18 protein-coding genes are annotated in these 18,569 nt (G+C 68.0%); 3 read left to right on the forward strand and 15 right to left on the reverse strand.

What is annotated here, in order from left to right; translation table 11 throughout:
* Nucleotides 1-4: 4 nt before the first annotated feature.
* The 11 genes from nuoK to WKF39_RS07210 form a co-directional block, all read right to left on the reverse strand.
* Nucleotides 5-298, reverse strand: a complete 294-nt coding sequence (gene nuoK, locus WKF39_RS07160) for an NADH-quinone oxidoreductase subunit NuoK (protein WP_332661829.1) — start codon at nucleotides 296-298, stop codon at nucleotides 5-7.
* Complete coding sequence (locus WKF39_RS07165) at nucleotides 295-1,053, reverse strand: NADH-quinone oxidoreductase subunit J (RefSeq protein WP_340386815.1); 759 nt, start codon at nucleotides 1,051-1,053, stop codon at nucleotides 295-297. Before WKF39_RS07165 ends, nuoK begins: the two co-directional genes overlap by 4 nt.
* The gene (nuoI, locus tag WKF39_RS07170; RefSeq protein ID WP_340386817.1) at nucleotides 1,050-1,637 is read right to left on the reverse strand and encodes an NADH-quinone oxidoreductase subunit NuoI; all 588 of its coding nucleotides are present in this window, start codon (nucleotides 1,635-1,637) and stop codon (nucleotides 1,050-1,052) included. The genes WKF39_RS07165 and nuoI overlap by 4 nt, the downstream gene beginning before the upstream one ends.
* On the reverse strand, nucleotides 1,634-2,869 hold the full coding sequence (gene nuoH / locus WKF39_RS07175; RefSeq protein ID WP_340386819.1) for an NADH-quinone oxidoreductase subunit NuoH: 1,236 nt from the start codon (nucleotides 2,867-2,869) through the stop codon (nucleotides 1,634-1,636). The genes nuoI and nuoH overlap by 4 nt, the downstream gene beginning before the upstream one ends.
* Nucleotides 2,862-5,384 (reverse strand): NADH-quinone oxidoreductase subunit G, encoded by a 2,523-nt coding sequence (locus tag WKF39_RS07180; protein WP_340386821.1) that lies wholly within the window; start codon nucleotides 5,382-5,384, stop codon nucleotides 2,862-2,864. The genes nuoH and WKF39_RS07180 overlap by 8 nt, the downstream gene beginning before the upstream one ends.
* On the reverse strand, nucleotides 5,381-6,721 hold the full coding sequence (gene nuoF, locus WKF39_RS07185; RefSeq protein WP_340386823.1) for an NADH-quinone oxidoreductase subunit NuoF: 1,341 nt from the start codon (nucleotides 6,719-6,721) through the stop codon (nucleotides 5,381-5,383). Before nuoF ends, WKF39_RS07180 begins: the two co-directional genes overlap by 4 nt.
* The gene (nuoE, locus tag WKF39_RS07190; RefSeq protein WP_340386825.1) at nucleotides 6,714-7,505 is read right to left on the reverse strand and encodes an NADH-quinone oxidoreductase subunit NuoE; all 792 of its coding nucleotides are present in this window, start codon (nucleotides 7,503-7,505) and stop codon (nucleotides 6,714-6,716) included. Before nuoE ends, nuoF begins: the two co-directional genes overlap by 8 nt.
* 49 nt (nucleotides 7,506-7,554) lie before the next feature.
* Complete coding sequence (locus WKF39_RS07195; RefSeq protein WP_340386827.1) at nucleotides 7,555-8,901, reverse strand: NADH-quinone oxidoreductase subunit D; 1,347 nt, start codon at nucleotides 8,899-8,901, stop codon at nucleotides 7,555-7,557.
* Nucleotides 8,898-9,662 carry an NADH-quinone oxidoreductase subunit C gene (locus tag WKF39_RS07200; protein WP_340386829.1) on the reverse strand — a complete coding sequence of 255 codons (765 nt, stop codon included), beginning with the start codon at nucleotides 9,660-9,662 and terminating at the stop codon, nucleotides 8,898-8,900. The genes WKF39_RS07195 and WKF39_RS07200 overlap by 4 nt, the downstream gene beginning before the upstream one ends.
* A gap of 85 nt (nucleotides 9,663-9,747) precedes the next feature.
* The gene (locus WKF39_RS07205) at nucleotides 9,748-10,302 is read right to left on the reverse strand and encodes an NADH-quinone oxidoreductase subunit B family protein (RefSeq protein WP_340386830.1); all 555 of its coding nucleotides are present in this window, start codon (nucleotides 10,300-10,302) and stop codon (nucleotides 9,748-9,750) included.
* A gap of 18 nt (nucleotides 10,303-10,320) precedes the next feature.
* Nucleotides 10,321-10,680, reverse strand: a complete 360-nt coding sequence (locus WKF39_RS07210) for an NADH-quinone oxidoreductase subunit A (RefSeq protein ID WP_340386832.1) — start codon at nucleotides 10,678-10,680, stop codon at nucleotides 10,321-10,323.
* 236 nt (nucleotides 10,681-10,916) lie between these two features.
* Here WKF39_RS07210 and WKF39_RS07215 point away from each other — a divergent pair, with 236 nt between their 5' ends.
* The gene (locus WKF39_RS07215) at nucleotides 10,917-11,534 is read left to right on the forward strand and encodes a hypothetical protein (protein ID WP_340386834.1); all 618 of its coding nucleotides are present in this window, start codon (nucleotides 10,917-10,919) and stop codon (nucleotides 11,532-11,534) included.
* Here the strand turns inward: WKF39_RS07215 and WKF39_RS07220 are convergent.
* Nucleotides 11,531-12,232 carry a demethylmenaquinone methyltransferase gene (locus tag WKF39_RS07220; RefSeq protein ID WP_340386835.1) on the reverse strand — a complete coding sequence of 234 codons (702 nt, stop codon included), beginning with the start codon at nucleotides 12,230-12,232 and terminating at the stop codon, nucleotides 11,531-11,533. The two genes, WKF39_RS07215 and WKF39_RS07220, sit on opposite strands and share 4 nt — an antisense overlap.
* A gap of 32 nt (nucleotides 12,233-12,264) precedes the next feature.
* Here WKF39_RS07220 and WKF39_RS07225 point away from each other — a divergent pair, with 32 nt between their 5' ends.
* Nucleotides 12,265-13,518 carry an isochorismate synthase gene (locus WKF39_RS07225; RefSeq protein ID WP_340386837.1) on the forward strand — a complete coding sequence of 418 codons (1,254 nt, stop codon included), beginning with the start codon at nucleotides 12,265-12,267 and terminating at the stop codon, nucleotides 13,516-13,518.
* Here the strand turns inward: WKF39_RS07225 and WKF39_RS07230 are convergent.
* Nucleotides 13,515-14,303 carry a helix-turn-helix transcriptional regulator gene (locus tag WKF39_RS07230; protein WP_340386839.1) on the reverse strand — a complete coding sequence of 263 codons (789 nt, stop codon included), beginning with the start codon at nucleotides 14,301-14,303 and terminating at the stop codon, nucleotides 13,515-13,517. The genes WKF39_RS07225 and WKF39_RS07230 overlap by 4 nt on opposite strands.
* 86 nt (nucleotides 14,304-14,389) lie before the next feature.
* Here WKF39_RS07230 and WKF39_RS07235 point away from each other — a divergent pair, with 86 nt between their 5' ends.
* The gene (locus WKF39_RS07235; protein WP_340386841.1) at nucleotides 14,390-14,800 is read left to right on the forward strand and encodes a hypothetical protein; all 411 of its coding nucleotides are present in this window, start codon (nucleotides 14,390-14,392) and stop codon (nucleotides 14,798-14,800) included.
* Nucleotides 14,801-14,806: 6 nt separating this feature from the next.
* Here WKF39_RS07235 and WKF39_RS07240 read toward each other — a convergent pair whose 3' ends face one another.
* Both WKF39_RS07240 and WKF39_RS07245 read right to left on the reverse strand, forming a co-directional pair.
* Nucleotides 14,807-15,565, reverse strand: coding sequence for an SGNH/GDSL hydrolase family protein (locus WKF39_RS07240; protein WP_340386843.1), 759 nt, complete (start codon nucleotides 15,563-15,565; stop codon nucleotides 14,807-14,809).
* Between the two features lie 27 nt (nucleotides 15,566-15,592).
* Nucleotides 15,593-18,445 (reverse strand): AAA family ATPase, encoded by a 2,853-nt coding sequence (locus WKF39_RS07245; protein WP_340386845.1) that lies wholly within the window; start codon nucleotides 18,443-18,445, stop codon nucleotides 15,593-15,595.
* Nucleotides 18,446-18,569 lie beyond the last annotated feature (124 nt).

Consider the following 18,569-nt stretch of genomic DNA (forward strand, 5'->3'; position numbering starts at 1 on the left):
ACCCCTACGACTTCAGCAGGCTCGCCTCGTCGACCGAGGCCGAACGACGCGTGCGATAGATGGACACGATGATCGACAGTCCGACGACGACCTCTGCGGCCGCGACGACCATCACGAAGAAGGCCGCCACCTGCCCGTCGAGGTTGCCGTGCTGCCGGGAAAAGCTGACGAACGCGAGATTGGTGGCGTTGAGCATCAGCTCGATGCACATGAAGACCACGATGGCGTTGCGGCGGACCAGGACGCCCACCGAGCCGATCGTGAACAGGATCAGCGACAAGGTGATGTATTCGTTCACTTGTCATCACCCTCGCCCTCGAGCTGCTCGACGATCTCGTGGATGTCGTCGTCGAAACCGTCGCGGACCTGTCCGCGCGCCACGAGGCTGGCTGAGATCGAGCTGTCGAGCGGGGAGCCGTCGGGCAGCAGGGCCGGGGTGTCGACCGCGTTGTGGCGGGCGAAGACGCCCGGTGTCGGCAGCGGGCCCGGGTGACGACCGGACTCGGCATACTCCTGCATGCGTCGCGCGGCGATGTCGGCCTGCGAGTGCCGTGGCGTCAGGCGTTCCTTGTGGGCCAGCACCATCGCGCCGAGCGCGGCGGTGATCAGCAGGGCACTCGTGAACTCGAACGCCAGGACGTACTTGCCGAACAGCAGATCGCTGAGGCCGTAGACATTGCCGTTACCGTTGGCGGCCTTGAGCCCGGTGACCGCGCCCGAGACGGTCTGGCCGACCGCCAGGACCAGCGTGATGCCGAAGATCAGCCCGATCGCGGCAGCAGCGACCCGCTGTCCGGCGATGGTCTCCTTGACGGACTCCGAGGACTCAACACCGACCAGCATCAGGACGAACAGGAACAGCATCATGATCGCGCCGGTGTAGACGATGATCTGCACCGCGAAGAGGAACGGTGCGCCTTGCGCGGCATAGAGCACCGCGAGACTGATCATCACGACGGCCAGGCACAGGGCTGCGTGGACGGCCTTGCGGGCGAACACGAGTCCCAGCGCGGCGATCACCATGATCGGGGCGAGGACCCAAAATGCCGTCACTGGTCGTCCCCCGGCGCGTCGGCCGGATGGGCATCGGTGGTCGCGGCGGAGTCGATCGCCACGAGCGGCAGGGACTTGCCGCGGTAGTAGTCCTTCTGATCGTCGCTGATCAGCATCTCGTGCGGCGGCTCGACCATGCCGGGCAGCAGCGGGGCGAGCAGGTCATTCTTCTCATAGATCAGGTCGGCTCGGTTGTTGTCGGCCAGCTCGTACTCGTTGGTCATCGTCAACGCACGCGTCGGGCACGCCTCGATGCAGAGCCCGCACAGGATGCAACGCAGGTAGTTGATCTGGTAGACGCGGCCATAGCGCTCGCCGGGGCTGTGGCGGTCGCCCTCGACATTGGAGGCGCCCTCCACATAGATCGCATCGGCGGGACAGGCCCACGCACACAGCTCGCAGCCGATGCACTTCTCGAGACCGTCCGGCCAGCGGTTGAGCTGGTGCCGACCGTGGAACCGGGGTGCCGTCGGAACCTTCTCGAACGGATACTGCTCGGTGACGGTCTTGCGGAACATCGTCCGGAACGTCACGCCGAAGCCGGCGATCGGGTCCCAGAGCATCTCGCGCACAGGGTTGCTCATGTCGACTCCTTGGTGGGCATGGGCGGAACGGGATAGCCACCGGCGAAGGCGTCGAACTCGTCGTCGGACCCTGGGACGGACCCGGCGTCGTCATCGGCGTCATCCTTGTCCTCCGGGATGAAGAACGAGGCCACGATCAGCACGCCCGTGACGACCGCGATCCAGAGGAGGGTCTGACCGCCCAGCATGTCCTCGCTCTTGAGCTTGCGGATGAAGGCCACAGCCACGATCCAGGCCAGCGAGACCGGGATCAGGATCTTCCAGCCGAAGGTCATGAACTGGTCATAGCGCATGCGCGGAAGGGTGCCGCGCAGCCAGACGAAGATGAAGATGAAGAACAAGGTCTTGCCGAAGAACCACAGCAGCGGCCAGTAGCCCTCATTGGCACCTTCCCAGAACTGGGCGATGCCGAACGGTGCACGCCAGCCACCGAGGAACAGCGTGGTCGCCAAGGCCGAGACGGTGACCATGTTGACGTACTCCGCGAGGAAGAACAGGGCGAACTTGAGCGAGGAGTACTCGGTGTGGAAGCCGCCGACCAGCTCGCCCTCGGCCTCGGGGAGGTCGAACGGCGCACGGTTGGTCTCGCCGACCATCGCGATGCAATAGATGATGAACGACGGGAACAGCGGCAGGAAGAACCACATGTCGCTCTGGGCGGCGACGATCTCCGAGGTCGACATCGTGCCGGCATACATGAACACCGACACGAACGACAGGCCCATCGCGACCTCGTAGGAGATCATCTGCGCGCTGGAGCGCACCCCGCCGAGCAGCGCGTAGATCGAGCCCGAGGACCAGCCGGCCAGGACGATCCCATAGACCCCGATCGAGGTCACCGCAAGGATGTAGAGGACCGCCACCGGCAGGTCGGTCAGCTGCAGCGGCGTGATCGTGTCGGTGAACGGGATCTTGACCTCGGGACCGAACGGGATGACGGCCCAGGCGAGGAACGCAGGAACGGTTGCGAGGATCGGCGCCAGGACATAGACCACTCGGTCGGCCGACTTGACGACGATGTCTTCCTTGAGCGCGAGCTTGACGCCGTCGGCGAGGCTCTGCAGGAGACCGAACGGGCCATTGACGTTGGGACCGATGCGGTGCTGCATCTTGGCGACGACGCGGCGCTCGAACCAGATGTTGAACAGCGTGTAGACCACGAGCACGACGAAGATCAGGACCGCCTTGAGCACCACCACCCACAGCGGCTCATTGCCGAACAGCTCACTCATGGCTTGCCTCCTTGTCGTTCGCCGGGGAGGCCGACCGTGGGCCCGCGGGCACCTCGTTCGCCACGGAGGCCGCCTGCGGCCGAAGCGAGGAGAAGCGAGGCGAGGCGACGTGAGCTGATGAGCTCCCGCCACTCAACGTCACGCGGTCCGCGAACCCTGCACCCAGGGCGGCCCGCAGGCTGACACCGGAGTTGGCCGGGGCCCACACGACGCCGTCGGGCAGGTCGGCGACCTCGGTCGGGAACGCTGCGGTGCCGGCGTCGGTCGACAGGCTCGCGATGCCGCCGGGATCGACGTCGAACGCCTTGAGTGTCGCCGCGCTGGCGCGCAGCACTGCCGGCCGGGCGGTCGCCTTGAACTCCGGCTGACCGTCCTGACTGCGCCCGTCATCGATCATCAGACGCCAGGTGTCGAGCGCGACGGTCCGTCGCGCAGCGGGGGTCTCGTCCGGCTCGACGGCCGGGTCCGTGGCTCGTTGACCGTCCCACGGTCCCAGCTCGGTCATGGCGGCACGTGCCTGGCCGACCGTGCGGAAGCCGAGCGGCGTGCCCATCTCCTCCGCAATGCCGGCGAGGACGCGGATGTCGGTCAGGGAGTTGGGCTCGCGGAGGACGGTGTCGAACGTACGGACGCGACCCTCCCAGTTGACGAAGGTTCCGGGCTTCTCCACCACCGGGGCGATCGGCAGGACGACGTCGGCAACGGCCGTCACGTCGCTCTCGCGGACCTCGAGGCTGACCACGAAGTCGACCTTGGCCAGAGCCCTGCGGGCCGCGGCGGGGTCAGGCAGGTCGTCGATCTCGACGCCTCCGATGAGGAGCGCCTTGACGGTGCCCAGCCGGGCGTCCTCGAAGATCGCTGTGGTGTCGCGTCCCCGCCTGGCCGGGATCGTGCGGATGCCCCAGGCAGCCGCGAGATCGGTGCGGGCCTCGACGTCGTCGAGCGGGCGGCCGCCGGGCAGCAGGTCCGGCAGGCAGCCGGCCTCGATCGCGCCGCGTTCGCCGGCACGGCGTGGTATCCAGGCGATGCGTGCGCCGGTGCGCCGCGCCGCCGCCGTGACGGCGGTGAATCCGCCGGGCACCGAGGCGAGTCTCTCCCCCACCAGGAAGATCGCACGGTCGTCGACCTCGAGGCCGGCCAGGGCGACCGGCTCGTTGCCGGGCACGGTCTGCACGAGCTCGCCCGACATCTTGACGAGTCCTCGAGTCGCGTGGCTCGCGATCGCGACGACCTTGAGCCCATGACGCGAGGCCTTGCGAAGCCGCAGGAAGACGCTGCCGGCCTCGTCCTCTGGTTCGAAGCCCACCAGGACGACGGTCGACGCGTGCTCCAGGTCGGCAAATGTGACGTCCAACGAGGTTGTCACGACCCGCGAGGCGAGGAACTGCGCCTCCTCCCGGGAGTGGGCCCGCGCACGGAAGTCGATGTCGTTCGTACGCAGGACGGTGCGGGCGAACTTGCTGTAGGCGAAGGCATCCTCGGCAGTCAGCCGGCCGCCGGGCAGCACCCCGACCTTGCCCTCGGCCCTGGCCAGTCCCGCAGCGGCCGCGGCCATGGCGGCGGGCCATGAGACGGGCTCGAGCTCGTGAGTCTCGGCGTTGCGTACGAGTGGAGTGCCGATCCGGTCGCCCACTGTGGCGTACGTGAACGCGAATCGGTCCTTGTCGGTGATCCACTCCTCGTTGACCTCGGGATCGTCACCGGCGAGTCGGCGCATGACCTTGCCCCGACGATGGTCGACGCGGATCGCGGAGCCGCTCGAGTCGTGCTCGGCGACCGACGGGGTGGACACCAGATCGAAGGGCCGCGAGCGGAAACGGTAGTCCGCACTCGTCAGTGCACCGACGGGGCAGATCTGGATCGTGTTGCCGGAGAAGTAGGAGCTGAACGGCTCCTCCTCGTAGATGCCCACCTGTTGCTGCGAGCCGCGCTCGATCAACGCGATGAAGGGGTCGCCGGCAATCTGCTCGGAGAAACGCGTGCACCTCGCGCAGAGCACGCAGCGCTCGCGGTCGAGGAGCACCTGCTCGGAGACCTTGATCGGCTTGGGGAAGGTGCGCTTGGTCTCGGCGAACCGGGTCTCACCCTGGCCGTGTGTCATGGCCTGGTTCTGCAGTGGGCACTCGCCACCCTTGTCGCACACAGGGCAGTCGAGGGGGTGGTTGATCAGCAGGAACTCCATGTTGCCGCGCTGCGCCTTCTCGGCGATCGGCGAGGCGACCTGGGTCCTGACGACCATGCCGGCCGCGACCTCGATCGTGCAGGACGCCTGCGGCTTGGGGAATCCGCGGCCGTTGCCGGCGTCGGTGATCTCGACGAGGCACTGACGGCACGCGCCGACCGGCTCGAGCAGCGGGTGGTCGCAGAATCGCGGGATCTCGGTGCCGATCAGCTCGGCGGCGCGGATCACGAGAGTGCCCTTGGGCACGCTGACCTCGACGTCGTCGATCGTCATCGTGATCAGCTCGACCGGTGCTGCGCCGGCCGAGCCTGTCGAGACCTCGTCGACGGTCATGAGGATCCTTCCGACAGGCTCAACGAGCTCTCGAAGAGCGTGGATGCCGCCGGCGGGAAGAGCTCGCTGGACGGGGTGTGCATGCCGGACTCGAACTCGTCGCGGAAGTACTGGATCGCCGAGGTGATGGGGCTTGTCGCACCGTCGCCGAGGGCGCAGAACGAACGGCCGAGGATGTTCTCGCACAGGTCGAGCAACAGCTCGATGTCCCCCTCGCGTCCGAGTCCCTGGTCGAGACGGTCGAGCACCTGGACCAGCCAGTAGGTGCCTTCGCGGCACGGCGTGCACTTGCCGCACGACTCGTGCTTGTAGAACTCGGTCCAGCGGAGCACGCAGCGTACGACCGAGGTCGTCTGGTCGAAGACCTGCAGCGCCTTGGTGCCCAGCATCGAGCCGGCCGCGCTGACGGCCTCGTAGTCGAGCGGGACGTCAAGGTGCTCGGCCGTCAGGATCGGGGTCGAGGAGCCCCCCGGGGTCCAGAACTTCAGCTCGCTGCCCTCGCGGAGGCCGCCGCCGAGATCGATCAGCTCTCGCAAAGTGATGCCGAGCGGGGCTTCGTACTGTCCGGGGCGCCGCACATGCCCCGACAGGGAGTAGAGCGTGTAGCCCTTGGACTTCTCGGTGCCCATCGAGCCGAACCACTCGATACCGTTCTTGACGATCGAGGGGACCGAGGCGATCGACTCGACGTTGTTGACGACGGTCGGCGAGGCGTAGAGGCCCTCGACGGCGGGGAACGGCGGGCGCAGACGAGGTTGTCCCCGGCGACCCTCCAGCGAGTCCAGGAGCGCAGTCTCCTCGCCACAGATGTAGGCCCCGGCACCGGCGTGGATGATCAGCTCGACGTCGATGCCCGAGCCCAGGATGTCGGTGCCGAGGTAGCCGGCCTCGGCTGCCTCTCGGGCTGCCGCGCGCAGGCGGCGCACCACATGGAGCACCTCGCCGCGTACGTAGATGAAGGCGGTCCTGGCCCGGATCGCGTGGGCCGCGATGATGACGCCCTCGATCAAGGTGTGTGGAGTCGCCATCATGAGCGGGATGTCCTTGCACGTGCCCGGCTCGGACTCGTCGGCGTTGACCACCAGGTACTTGGGCTTGGCGCCCGCCGGCGTCGTGACGTCCTGCGGGATGAAGCTCCACTTCATGCCCGTGGGGAATCCAGCCCCGCCGCGGCCGCGAAGTCCCGAGTCCTTGACCAGCTCGATGAGGTCATCGGGCGCCATCTTGAGTGCGGTCTCGAGGGCAGAGTAGCCGCCTGCGTCCTTGTACGCCTCGAGCGTCCAGGCGCGCTCCGTGCCCCAGTCGGCGCTCAGCACCGGGGTGAGGGTGTCAGTCATCGTCGCCCTCCTCGGACGTTCGTGCGGGCGACTGCTCCAGCGCGGTCTCGGACTCCGCGCGGGACGTGTCGGCCTGCGCGGCCGCGCCGGCCTTGGTGTCGGCGACTTCATCGCTCGAGCCCGTCGATGACTTCTTGGCCTGCCCCGGCGTCGGCGCGGACCAACCCTGCTCGGCGGCGATCTGGAGGCCCACGAGCGATGGCCCCGCAGCGGCGGGCCCCTCGTCGACCAGCCCGTCCTCGAAGCCGGCAAGCACCCGCTCGGCGCCCCGCCACGAGGTGATGGTCGCCCCTCGTGTGGACGCGACCGGCTCGCCAGCCCGCAACTTGTCGACGACCTCGACTGCGGACTCAGGAGTCTGGTTGTCGAAGAACTCCCAGTTGACCATCATGACCGGCGCGAAGTCGCAGGCCGCGTTGCACTCGATGTGCTCCAGGGTCACCGTCCCGTCCTCGGTCGTCTCGTCGTTGCCGACGTCCAGATGACCCTTGAGCCGCTCGAAGATCAGGTCTCCGCCCATCACGGCGCACAGCGTGTTGGTGCAGACGCCGACGTGGTGCTCGCCCATCGGCCGGCGCTTGTACATCGTGTAAAACGTCGCGACGCCCGAGACCTCGGCGGCGCTGATGCCGAGGATCTCGGCGCAGACCTCCACGCCCTCGTTCGTGACGTGACCCTCGGTCGACTGGATCAGGTGAAGCATCGGCAACAGGCCCGAACGCGCCTGCGGATACCGACCAGCCAGCTCACGCAACTCACTCACGGTCACATCGGAAAGTGTCATAGGCCCATCACTCGCCCGGTCGGTCTTGGATCTCGCGACTGCGTACTCACTAGCGATCCACCCCACCCATGACGGGGTCGATGCTGGCGATCGCGACGATGACGTCCGACAGCATGCCACCCTCACTCATCACCGAGGTGGCCTGCAGGTTGACGAACGACGGATCACGGAAGTGCGCACGGTAGGGCCGAGTGCCGCCGTCCGACACGACATGGCAGCCGATCTCGCCTCGCGGCGCCTCGATGCTGGCGTAGGCCTGGCCGGTCGGTACGCGGAAGCCCTCCGTCACGATCTTGAAGTGGTGGATCAGCGCTTCCATCGACTCGCCCATGATGTGCTTGATGTGCTCGGCGGAGTTGCCCTGGCCGTCGGCGCCGACGCTGAGCTGCGAGGGCCACGCGATCTTCTTGTCGGCGACCATGACCGGCTGACCACCCATGCCGGCAAGACGCTCGATGGCCTGCTCGACGATCTTGATCGACTCCCACATCTCATCGAGCCTCACCCGGAATCGCCCATAGGCATCAGGCTCGTCACGTGTCACGACGTCGAAGTCGTACGTGTCGTAACCCCAGTAGGGCTGCTTCTTGCGCAGATCCCAGTCGTAGCCGGTGGCGCGCAGGACCGGTCCGGTCAGCCCGAGGGCCAGGCAGCCGGCGAGGTCGAGGTGACCGACACCCTTGAGGCGACCCTTGAAGATCGGGTTGGCGTTGCACAGCGCGGCATACTCGGGCAGCCGCTTCTTGAGCAGGCTGACCGTCGAGCGAAGCTTTTCGATCGCGCCGTTCGGGAGGTCCTGCGCGACGCCGCCAGGTCGGAAGAACGCGTGGTTCATCCGCAGCCCGGTGATCATCTCGAACAGGTCGAGGATCAGCTCACGGTCCCGGAAACCGCAGGTCATGACCGTCAGCGCGCCGATCTCCATGCCGCCTGTGGCCAGGCAGACGAGGTGCGAGGAGATGCGGTTGAGCTCCAGCAGGAGGATGCGCATGACCTGCGCCTTGTCGGGCACCTCGATGTCGAGAAGCCTCTCGACCGCCATGACGTAGGCCGCTTCGTTGGAGAACGGCGCCACGTAGTCCATGCGGGTGCAGAACGTCACGCCCTGCGTCCAGGTGCGGTACTCCATGTTCTTCTCGATGCCGGTGTGCAGGTAGCCGATGCCGGCCCTGGCATCGCGCACGGTCTCGCCGTCGATCTCGAGCACGAGCCGCAGCACGCCGTGCGTCGACGGGTGCTGGGGGCCCATGTTGATGACCAGGTGGTCACCCTCGACCGCAGAGGTGTCGATGGTGTCCCAGTCCTGGCCCGTCACGGTGAAGACCGGGCCCTCGCTGGAGTCGGTCGTCCCCGCGTAGGGATCGTTGATGCCCGTTCCGGTGCCAGCACTGGTCACGAGTAGCTCCTTCTCTGATCCGGAGGGGCAATCGTTCCGCCCTTGTACTCGACGGGTATGCCACCCAACGGATAATCCTTGCGCTGCGGGTGACCGGGCCAGTCGTCCGGCATCAGGATGCGAGTCAGGCCGGGGTGCCCGTCGAAGATGATCCCGAAGAAGTCCCAGGTCTCCCGCTCCTGCCAGTCGGCGGTCGGATAGATGCTGACGACGCTGGGGATGTGCGGATCGGCGTCGGGCGCGGTGACCTCGAGACGGATCCGGCGGTTGTGGGTCATCGAGAGCAGGTGGTAGGCGACGTGCAGCTCTCTTCCCTCCTCGTGGGGGAAATGGACGCCGCTCACGCTGGAGCAGAACTCGAACCGCAGGACCGGGTCGTTGCGCAGGTGGGTGACGGTCTCGAGGAGCCGCTGACGGCGGATGTAGAACGTGATCTCGCCGCGGTCGACGACGACCTTCTCGATCGCGTCACCCGGCTCAGAGCCTTCCGTCGTGCTCAGCGAAGCGAGCTGATCGGCGACCTCGTCGTACCAGCCGCCGTATGGGCGCTGGCTCGCTCCGGGCATCAATACCGGGCGGGTCAGACCGCCGAATCCGCTGGTGTCCCCCGTGCCGTGGGCACCGAACGCGCCTTCCCTGACCTCGACGATCTCCAGCTCGACGGCATCGCTCTTGACGAGCTCGGACCGTGTCTCGTGCGACCCGTCCTGCGTCCTGGTGCCGGCGTCCCGCTCGTCCTTGTTGCCCTTGGCGTCGGTCATCGCGCGTCCTTCGGCATCCGGGTGGTGGCTGACTCGATCCGTCCCCGCAGCGCGACCGTGCGGATGGAACCCGACGAGGTGGTGCTCAACGTATGAGTCCCTTCATCGCCGAGGTCGGCGTCGCCAGGAGGGCGACCTTCTCGTCCTGCTTGATCTCGCTGAGCCGGTTGGCGCCGAGCTTCTGGTGCTGGATCTGGTCGTGCAGCTTGAGGATCGCGTCGATCAGCATCTCGGGGCGAGGCGGGCAGCCCGGGAGATACATGTCGACCGGCACGACGTGATCGACGCCTTGCACGATCGCGTAGTTGTTGAACATGCCGCCCGAGCTGGCGCAGACACCCATCGCGAGGACGTACTTGGGTCCGGCCATCTGGTCGTAGATCTGGCGCAGGACCGGGGCCATCTTGTTGCTGACCCGACCGGCCACGATCATCAGGTCGGCCTGTCGCGGCGAGGGTCGGAAGACCTCCATGCCGAAGCGAGCCGAGTCGAAGCGCGGAGCGCCGAACGTCATCATCTCGATCGCGCAACACGCGAGCCCGAAGGTCGCGGGCCAGAACGACGCCTTGCGCATGTATCCGGCGAGCCCCTCCACGGTGGACAGGAGCACTCCGCTCGGCAGCTTCTCTTCAATTCCCACGTCGGTCCTTCGCTCTGCTCAGTCCCATTCGAGGCCTCCACGGCGCCAGACGTACGCATAGGCGACGAACACCGTCGCCATGAACAAGAACATCTCGATCAATCCGAACCAGCCAAGCGCGTCGAACGCCACGGCGAACGGGTAGAGAAAAATGATCTCGATGTCGAACACGATGAACAGCATCGCGATGATGAAGTAGCGGATCGAGACCTTGCCGCCACCCTCGGGCAACGGGCTCGGCTCGATGCCCGACTCGTAGCGGTCGAGCTTGGCGCGGTTGTAGCGCTTGGGACCGGTGAGCGGGGCGATGGCGACGCTGCCAATGGCGAACGCGGCCGCGATCGCTCCCAGCACGAGGATCGGCGTGTAAGCCGTCACGGCGCCTCCCAGGCAACTTCCGAACTAGTCAAGGACGGTGTGTTCGTGCGCTTGTGAATTGCTTCACAACGTGATCACGGTCTCACGATACGCCCGCCCCCCGGACTCTGTAACTGAGGTCACACTTACTTCGAAGCCACCCCACTCGGCAAACTCCTGGTGCCTTGCCAATCCCTGCACCGCTTCGTACCGAATCAACACCAAGGATTCACACGCTCACAAACGAGGTGTCCGTCATGCACGATCCCCTGCGCACGACCATCGATGAGTCTCATCGCGAGCTGTCAGACCAGATCGACGAGGCCGCCGAAGCCGTGCATGATCACGCCACTTCCCAGGCGGTCGTGCAGAAGACCGACGCCTTCTTGATCCATGCATGTCGCCACGCCTACGCCGTGTGCGATGTGATCCTGCCCGCCGCCCGCAAGATGTTGCCGGACGGCGAGCGGCGAGTTCGGGAGTATGTCCGGCAGGTTCGGCGCCTCGAGCACTCGGTCGCCCAGACCAAGCATCGCCTGTATGGCGAGTCCCACATGGCCCACCTGCCCTGGTCGCAGGTCTGGTCGGGTCTCGGCCGCGAGTTTGCACAGCTCCTGATCCTCGAGCAGGCCATCGTCACGGATCTCGCCGAGGTCATCGGACGACAAGCCAGCATGCAGCTCTCGGGCAGGCTCATCGTGTCCGAGGCCTGTGGCCCGACCAGGCCGCACCCGCACTCGCCCCACACCGGCCGGCTCGCCCCCCTCAGCCGCATCATCTGGGTGCGGGCCGACAGGTTCTGGAACGCTGCCGAGGGCCGCGTCGTGGCAGGCACGATCAAGGCCTTCAAGGCCCCGACCCGACTCGCGTCCTAGACCGGCGCCGGGCGGAACGAGTGGTGCAGTGCCACGACACCGCCGGAGAGGTTGTGCCAGTCGACCTTGCCCCAACCGGCCTCAACCATGCGCAGCGCGAGCCCCTTCTGATCGGGCCACTCGCGGATGGACTCGGCCAGATAGACGTACGACTCGGGGTTGGAGGAGACCTTGCGGGCGATCGGCGGCAGCGCCCGCATGAGGTAGTTGGTGTACATCGCATCGAACGGGCCCCACGTCGGGGTGCTGAACTCGCACACCACGATGCGCCCACCGGGCCGGGTGACCCGCAACATCTCCTTCAGCCCGAGGATCGGGTCCACGATGTTGCGCAGTCCGAACGAGATCGTGACCGCGTCGAAGGTCGCGTCTGCGAACGGCAACAGGGTGCCGTCGCCTGCGGTGAAGGGCAGCACCGGCCGTGCCCGCTTGCCGACCTCGAGCATGCCGATCGAGAAGTCGCAGGGGACGACGGTTGCGCCGGCCTCAGCGAACGGTTCGCTCGAGGTTCCGGTGCCGGCCGCGAGGTCCAGGATCATCTCGCCCGGGAGGGGATCGACCAGGTCGACGACCCGCCTGCGCCAGCGCCGGTCCTGCCCGAGGGACAGCACGTCATTCGTCAGGTCGTACTTCTCGGCGACTCCGTCGAACATCTTCGCGACGTCGCGGGGTTGCTTGTCCAGACCGGCTCGGCTCACCTTCCCACCTTGTCACGAGTAGGCTCGTAGGTGTGAGCAACCCTGCTGTCGCCCCCGCGATCAGCCCGCTTTTGGCACGCTCGTCGCTGATCGACGACCCCGGGCCGTTGCTCGCACTCCTGCCCCCCTCCGACGCTCTCGCGTGGGTCCACGGAACCGACGGGCTGGTCGGATGGGGCCGCGCCGCCGAGCTCACGACCGCCGGACCGCAGCGTTTCGAAGAGGCCTCCGCCTGGTGGCGGGAGCTGTGCTTCCACGCCGTCGTCCGCGACGATGTCGATGTGCCGGGGTCGGGACTCCTGGCCTTCGGCACCTTCACGTTCACCGACGATGCACCCGGCAGCACCTTGGTCGTCCCCGAGGTCGTCATCGGCCGCAGGGACGGCGTCGTGTGGGTCACGGTCATCGGGCACGGCATCAGCTCGGCCCCCGATCTCACCGCGAGCACCCCCACTGACCCGGTCGGCACGACCTTCGCCGACGGCCCGGTCGACAGTGTCACGTGGCAGGGTCTGGTCGCCGAGGCCGTACGCCGCATCGAGTCCGGGGGGCTCGACAAGGTCGTGCTGGCCCGCGATCTGGTCGCCAGCCTCGACGAGCCACTCGACGTACGAGCTCCCCTGACCCGGCTCGCGGCCGACTATCCGAGCTGCTGGACGTTCCACGTCGACGGATTCTTCGGGTCGACACCCGAGATGCTCGTCAGGCTCGAGCGGGGTCTGGTGACCTCCCGCGTGCTCGCCGGCACGATCCGCCGCACCGGCGACGACACACACGACCTTGCGCTCGCCGGCTCGCTGGCGCGCTCGAGCAAGGACCTCGAGGAGCATGAGTACGCCGTGCGATCGGTGGCCGACGCTCTCGCGCCCCACTGCACCAGCATGAACGTCCCGGAGACGCCATTCGTCCTGCATCTGCCCAACGTCATGCACCTCGCGAGCGATGTCACCGGTGTCATCCGGGACGACGCCAGTGCCCTCAGCCTGGCCGCGTCGCTGCACCCCTCGGCTGCCGTGGGAGGCACCCCGACGATCGAGGCCGTCGGGCTGATCGCCGAGCTCGAGCTGCTCGATCGCGGACGCTACGCCGGACCCGTCGGCTGGATCGGCGCCTCGGGTGACGGCGAGTGGGGCATCGGGTTGCGCGCCGCCCAGGTCGAGGGCGACGGGTCGATCGTGCGCCTGTTCGCCGGGTGCGGCATCGTCGCCGACTCGGTTCCGGCCGACGAGCTCGCCGAGTCGAACGCCAAGCTCATACCGGTCCGCGACGCTCTGACCCCCCACTAGCTGCCCCCCTTACCTGCACTGGCCCGCATCGCCCGGGCGGTGTGCTCGTCGGCCGGCAGGAACGCCTCGATGCTGAGCTCGGCTGCGGTGAGGTCAAGGGCGGTGCCGAATGTCGTGACGGTGCTGAGGAACGACATGGCGCCGTCCTGCGAGTCGAGAGTCATCGTCACCGCGACGCCACCGGCATCGTCGCCCGCCTCAAGACCGCCCGGATAGCTCACGAGCTCCTCATGGAGCGCGCGCAGCGCCTCCGAACCGCTCGTCGCCGCCCCGCGCGCGAGGCGTCCGAGCACGTGGAAACGCCACTGCGGCAGGTTGCGGATCCGGGGCGCCAGACCGTCGGGATGCAGGCTGACGCGCAGGGCGTTCGGCGCCTCGAGCAGGTGTGGCGCCACACCCTCCAGCAGGGGAGCAAGGCCGGCATTGCTCATGACCAAATTCCAGCCGCGGTCGACGACCAAGCACGGGAACGGCTCATATGCAGCGAGCAGCCGGTCCAGGCCCATACGGAACGCGGCGAGGTCAGGATCATCGAGGGGGCGTTCGGCGAACGCCGGTGCGAATCCCGCAGCGACGAGCAGCTGGTTCTGCTCCCGCTTGGGCACGTCGAGTGTCGCGGCGAGCTGCAGGACCATCGCGCGGCTGGGCCTGGACCGTCCCGTCTCCACGAAGCTGAGATGCCGCGAGGAGACTCCCGCCTCGATCGACAGGTCGAGCTGACTGAAGTGACGTCGACGTCGCCAGTCGCGGAGCAGGGGACCGACGGGAGAGACTGCAGCATCCATGGGATCACTCTGGCCGATCCGGCGTCGCAGGACCATGACCTCAGAGGTAATTGCAACGACTACCCGGGCGCCAGAGACTCGGTGGCATGAACACGACAACTGCTGACAACACCACTGCCACCACGGGTACGGTCACCCTCAGGACCGTGCTCCTCCTCGATGCCGCCGTGACCGGCGCCAACGGTTTGGCCTATCTCGCCGGTGCCGCGGTCCTCGACTCGCTGCTCGGTCCGTCCTCCACCCACCTGCTGGTCATCGGCGCCATTCTTGTGGCGTGCTCAGCCGTGCTGGTGGCGATCGCCACGCGGCGGCCGATCAGTCGCGGGTGGACGGCGTTCGCCGCCGAGGTCAACATCGCCTGGACGATCGGCTCGGTTGCCGCTGTCGCCCTCGGCTGGTTCGACCTCACCGCCACGGGTCAGGCCTGGACGATCGTGCAGGCGTTGGTCGTGGCGACGTTCGCGGCCCTTCAGATCACAGCGCTGCGACGCGTCTGATCGAGGTCACCACTCGACCGGGGTCAGGGTGGGCCAGCGCGGGCTGAGGTCGTCGCCGGAGGAGACCCCGGTCAGACGGCGCTTGACCCACGGCGCCGCGTGCGCCCTGGCCCAGTCGACGTGGGCGGCGCGGCGCTCCTTGGCGTTGAGGACCGGTCGGTCCTCCAGCTCGGAGAGCGCCAGGTCATGGGAGACGCCCAGAGCATCGAGGACCGCGATGGCCATCCGCTGGTGTCCCGCGCTGGACATGTGCATGCGATCGACATCCCACAGGCGATCATCGCGATAGTCGTGCAGTCGCCAGAAGTCGACCAGTGTCGCACCGTGCCTCTCGGCCACCTGTCGGACGAGCTCGTTGTAGATCGCGAACCGTCCCCGCAGTGCGCCGAACACCGGCGAGCCACCCGGGTCGTATGCCGTGAAGACCAGGAGGTGGGCCCCGGCATCGGCGAGGCGGCCCAATGCCACGTCATATGCCGAGACGAGTCGGTCGATGTCGATCCGTGGCCGCAGGACGTCGTTGGCCCCGGCATAGATGCTCACCAGGTCGGGCTTCATCTCGAGTGCGGGCTCGACCTGCGTCGTGAGGATGGGGAGCAGCTGGCGACCGCGGATCGCCAGGTTGGCATACGTGAAGTCGTCGTTGGCTAGCACCGCGGCGACGCGATCGGCCCAGCCGCGCACGCCGTTGGGGAGGGAAGGGTCGGGGTCGCCGACGCCTTCGGTGAACGAGTCGCCGAGTGCGACATAGCGATGGAATGGCACGGCGTCAGGCTATCGAGTGATGCCGCGTCACGCGTCGAGGAGGCCCCGGCGACGGGCGATCGCGGCGGCCTCCGTGCGGCCCGAGGCGCCCAGCTTGGCGAGGATGTTGGAGACGTGGACCGACACGGTCTTGGTGCTGATGAAGAGCCTGGTCCCGATCTCGCCGTTGCTGCGACCCAGGCTGACCTGCTCGAGGACCTCGCGCTCGCGGGGCGTCAGCTCGACCTCCGAGCGGGCCGGTCGACGGGTGAGGCCGTCGAGCTCGAGGAGGAGTGGACGAGCTCCGAGGGACTCAGCCGTGGCGCGCGCAGCGGCCAGGAGCTGTTTGCCCTCGACCACTCCGCCACCGGTCAGCAGCACGGCCGCGAGGCGCGCCGCTGAACGCGCCGTTTCATAGGGGTCGTCCATGCCCGCGAACCCGTGATGGGCGCGCCGCCACAGATCGGTCATGTCGTCGTACGACGGCGCATCGACGCCGCACAACCACCGAAGCCGGGAGAGCTCGGCATGCGCCCGCGCCTGCCAAGCCCGGCCCTCCGGACCCAGCGGGACGATGGCGCCGGTCACCTGGTCGACGAAGTCGACGAGCTCGGCGGCGTGCTCGAGCAGCGGCGCCTGCTCCTCCCGGCCGAGGGATGGCGCCGCCGAGGCGTACTGGCCGATCAACAGGGCCCCGAGGCGGATGCCTCCGGGAAAGAGCGGCTCGTCCCAAGCCCGCACCTGCAGGTCGAGCAGATCGTCGAAGGCACGACGGGCGGCCGCCAGGTCACCCGCGCTTGCGTGCAGGTCGATCAGGGCCGACGTGCTGTGGACCGAGGCAGCGACCTCGTGCCGCCACAACGATCGCATCGGGAGAGTGCGCTCGATCTGGTCCACCTCGCCGCGGCCGGCAGCAACCATCAGCGCTATCGCCGCAAGCGACGCATCGGGTATGGCCGGAGCGTCCGGGCCCACATCGCGGAGTGCCAGAACCTCATCCCACCGCCCGCGCATGTAGCAGATCAGGGCCGAGAAGAACCGGCCGTCGAACCCGTAGGGCCCCCAGGCCCACCCGGTCTTGGCTGCCCTGGTCATCCCCTGCCTGAAGGACTGTTCGGCAGCATCGAGAGCGCCCTCGTTGTATTGCAGGAAGGCCAGCTGGTGCAACCCGCGAAGCTCGCCGAGGATGTGACCGTCGGCGCGCGAGACCTCCACCAGGTCGAGGAATTCCAGCTTGGCCTTCTCGGGATCATCGCCGGTGCGCACCATGACCCTGGTGAGCGTTGCCTTGGCATCGGCCACGACGTCGGGAGCCCCGATCTGCTCGGCGATCGCCAGCGCCCGCTCCCCCCACTCGATCGCCTCGGCATGCCGCCGCCGGTTTGAGGCAGTTCGGGCGAGCAGTGCGGACACCTCAGCCCGCAGCACGGTCGGCACGTCGGGCACGACCCGCGCGGCCTCGAGGCTGGCCTCCTCGGCCTCGATGTCGAGGCTCGCGTAGTAGGCCGTGTTGCCGATCGCCACCAGGAGTCGGCCACGATCCTCTGGGGGTGCGGCGGCCGGCAGCTGTTCGAGATGGTCCCGGAGCAACTCGATAGCCCTGAGCAGCCGGCCCGAGGTGACCAGGGCAGTGGCCGCGTCGATCACGAGACGGACCAGGTCGAGGTCGGCCGGCGCCTCGTCGGCGAGGGTCAGCGCCTGCTCGTAGTGCTGGGCCGCCTCGTCGTAGCCGGACAGGCGCTGCGCCTCCTCGGCAGCCTCGATGTTCGAGACGAACGCCGTCTCACGCTCGCCGGCCCCGAGGGCGTGCAGGGCGATCTCGGCTGCGGGACCGCGGCGCGCTCCGGACGTCAGGGCCTCGAGATAGGCCGCGTGTATGCGGCGACGCTCACCCGGCAGGAGGTCATCGCGGATGGCCTCGGCGAGCAGCGCGTGACGAAACCAGTAGGAGTCCTCGCCGACTCGGGCGAGGACCTTGTGGTCGATCGCGGAGCGGAGCGCGTCGTCGAGCTGCTCCTCCGGCAGGCCGACGACCCGTGACAGCACGTTGTAGTCGTGGCGGGCGTCGGAGCAGGCCGCGGCCCGCACGAGCCTGCGGGCGTTGTCGTCGAGCCGCTCCAGGCGCATCAGCAGAAGGTCGGCGAGGGTCTCGGGAAGCGCGCCGTCGACGTCGGCCAGGCCCGCGTCGAGGAGCTCCTCGGCAAAGAACGCGTTGCCGGCCGCACGGCGTACGACGGCGAGCATGCTGTCACCGTCGAGGGCATCTGCGCCATGTGCGCGGATCAGGTCGACCACATCGGCATCGCCGAGCGGGTCGAGCTCGATGCGTCGCACGCCCGGAAGCCGGACCCACTCGGCCAGCGCCTGCCGGAGGGGATGTCGGCGGTGCAGGTCGTCGGCTCGGTAGCTCACGACGATGTGGACGGGACCGTGGAACCCCTGGGCCAGGACGTAGCGGATCAGGTGCCTGGTCGACGCATCAGCCCAATGGGCGTCCTCGATCACCAGCAGCAGCGGTTGGTCCTCGGCCAGCGCGTCGAGTCCGGCAACGACCGAGGCGAACAGCTCGGCACGCTCGACCCCGTCGCCGGGGGCCGACGAGGGCCACGGGAGCAGGGGGCCGAGGGCCGGGAAACGGGCTGCGAGCCCATCGCGCTCCTCATCGCCGATCGAGGCGAGCGCTTCGGAGAATGGTTGATAGGGCGGTGCGCTGTCGCCGAGGTCCAGACAGTGGCCGGCGAGCACCCGGTGGCCGGCCTCGCGTGCACGAGCACCCAGCTCCCGCAGCAGGCGGGTCTTGCCGATGCCTGCGTCGCCGCCCACGAGCACGACGTCCCGCGCGCCCGGATCAGTCACGCCGGCCAGCTCGCGCAGCAGCGCCCGCTCGCGGACGCGTCCCAAGATCGGCGGCGTGGGGGGGCGGGCGGTGGGCCGTTGATCCAAGATGCCCGAGCCCAACGACACGTCCGCCGAAGCCGGGCGTGACTCCTACGTCGCACCACGTGACGACCTCGCGACGAGCCGG

The organism is Aeromicrobium sp., assembly GCF_037719875.1.
In the GTDB taxonomy this organism is placed as follows: domain Bacteria; phylum Actinomycetota; class Actinomycetes; order Propionibacteriales; family Nocardioidaceae; genus Aeromicrobium.

Coding starts and splice junctions, on each gene's coding strand:
- nuoH (WP_340386819.1), bottom strand. CDS start 2,869: ATGAGTGAGCTGTTCGGCAATGAGCCGCTGTGGGTGGTGGTGCTCAAG.
- nuoI (WP_340386817.1), bottom strand. CDS start 1,637: ATGAGCAACCCTGTGCGCGAGATGCTCTGGGACCCGATCGCCGGCTTC.
- WKF39_RS07235 (WP_340386841.1), top strand. CDS start 14,390: ATGAACACGACAACTGCTGACAACACCACTGCCACCACGGGTACGGTC.
- WKF39_RS07200 (WP_340386829.1), bottom strand. CDS start 9,662: ATGACCGACGCCAAGGGCAACAAGGACGAGCGGGACGCCGGCACCAGG.
- nuoE (WP_340386825.1), bottom strand. CDS start 7,505: ATGACACTTTCCGATGTGACCGTGAGTGAGTTGCGTGAGCTGGCTGGT.
- WKF39_RS07230 (WP_340386839.1), bottom strand. CDS start 14,303: ATGGATGCTGCAGTCTCTCCCGTCGGTCCCCTGCTCCGCGACTGGCGA.
- WKF39_RS07180 (WP_340386821.1), bottom strand. CDS start 5,384: ATGACCGTCGACGAGGTCTCGACAGGCTCGGCCGGCGCAGCACCGGTC.
- nuoF (WP_340386823.1), bottom strand. CDS start 6,721: ATGACTGACACCCTCACCCCGGTGCTGAGCGCCGACTGGGGCACGGAG.
- WKF39_RS07215 (WP_340386834.1), top strand. CDS start 10,917: ATGCACGATCCCCTGCGCACGACCATCGATGAGTCTCATCGCGAGCTG.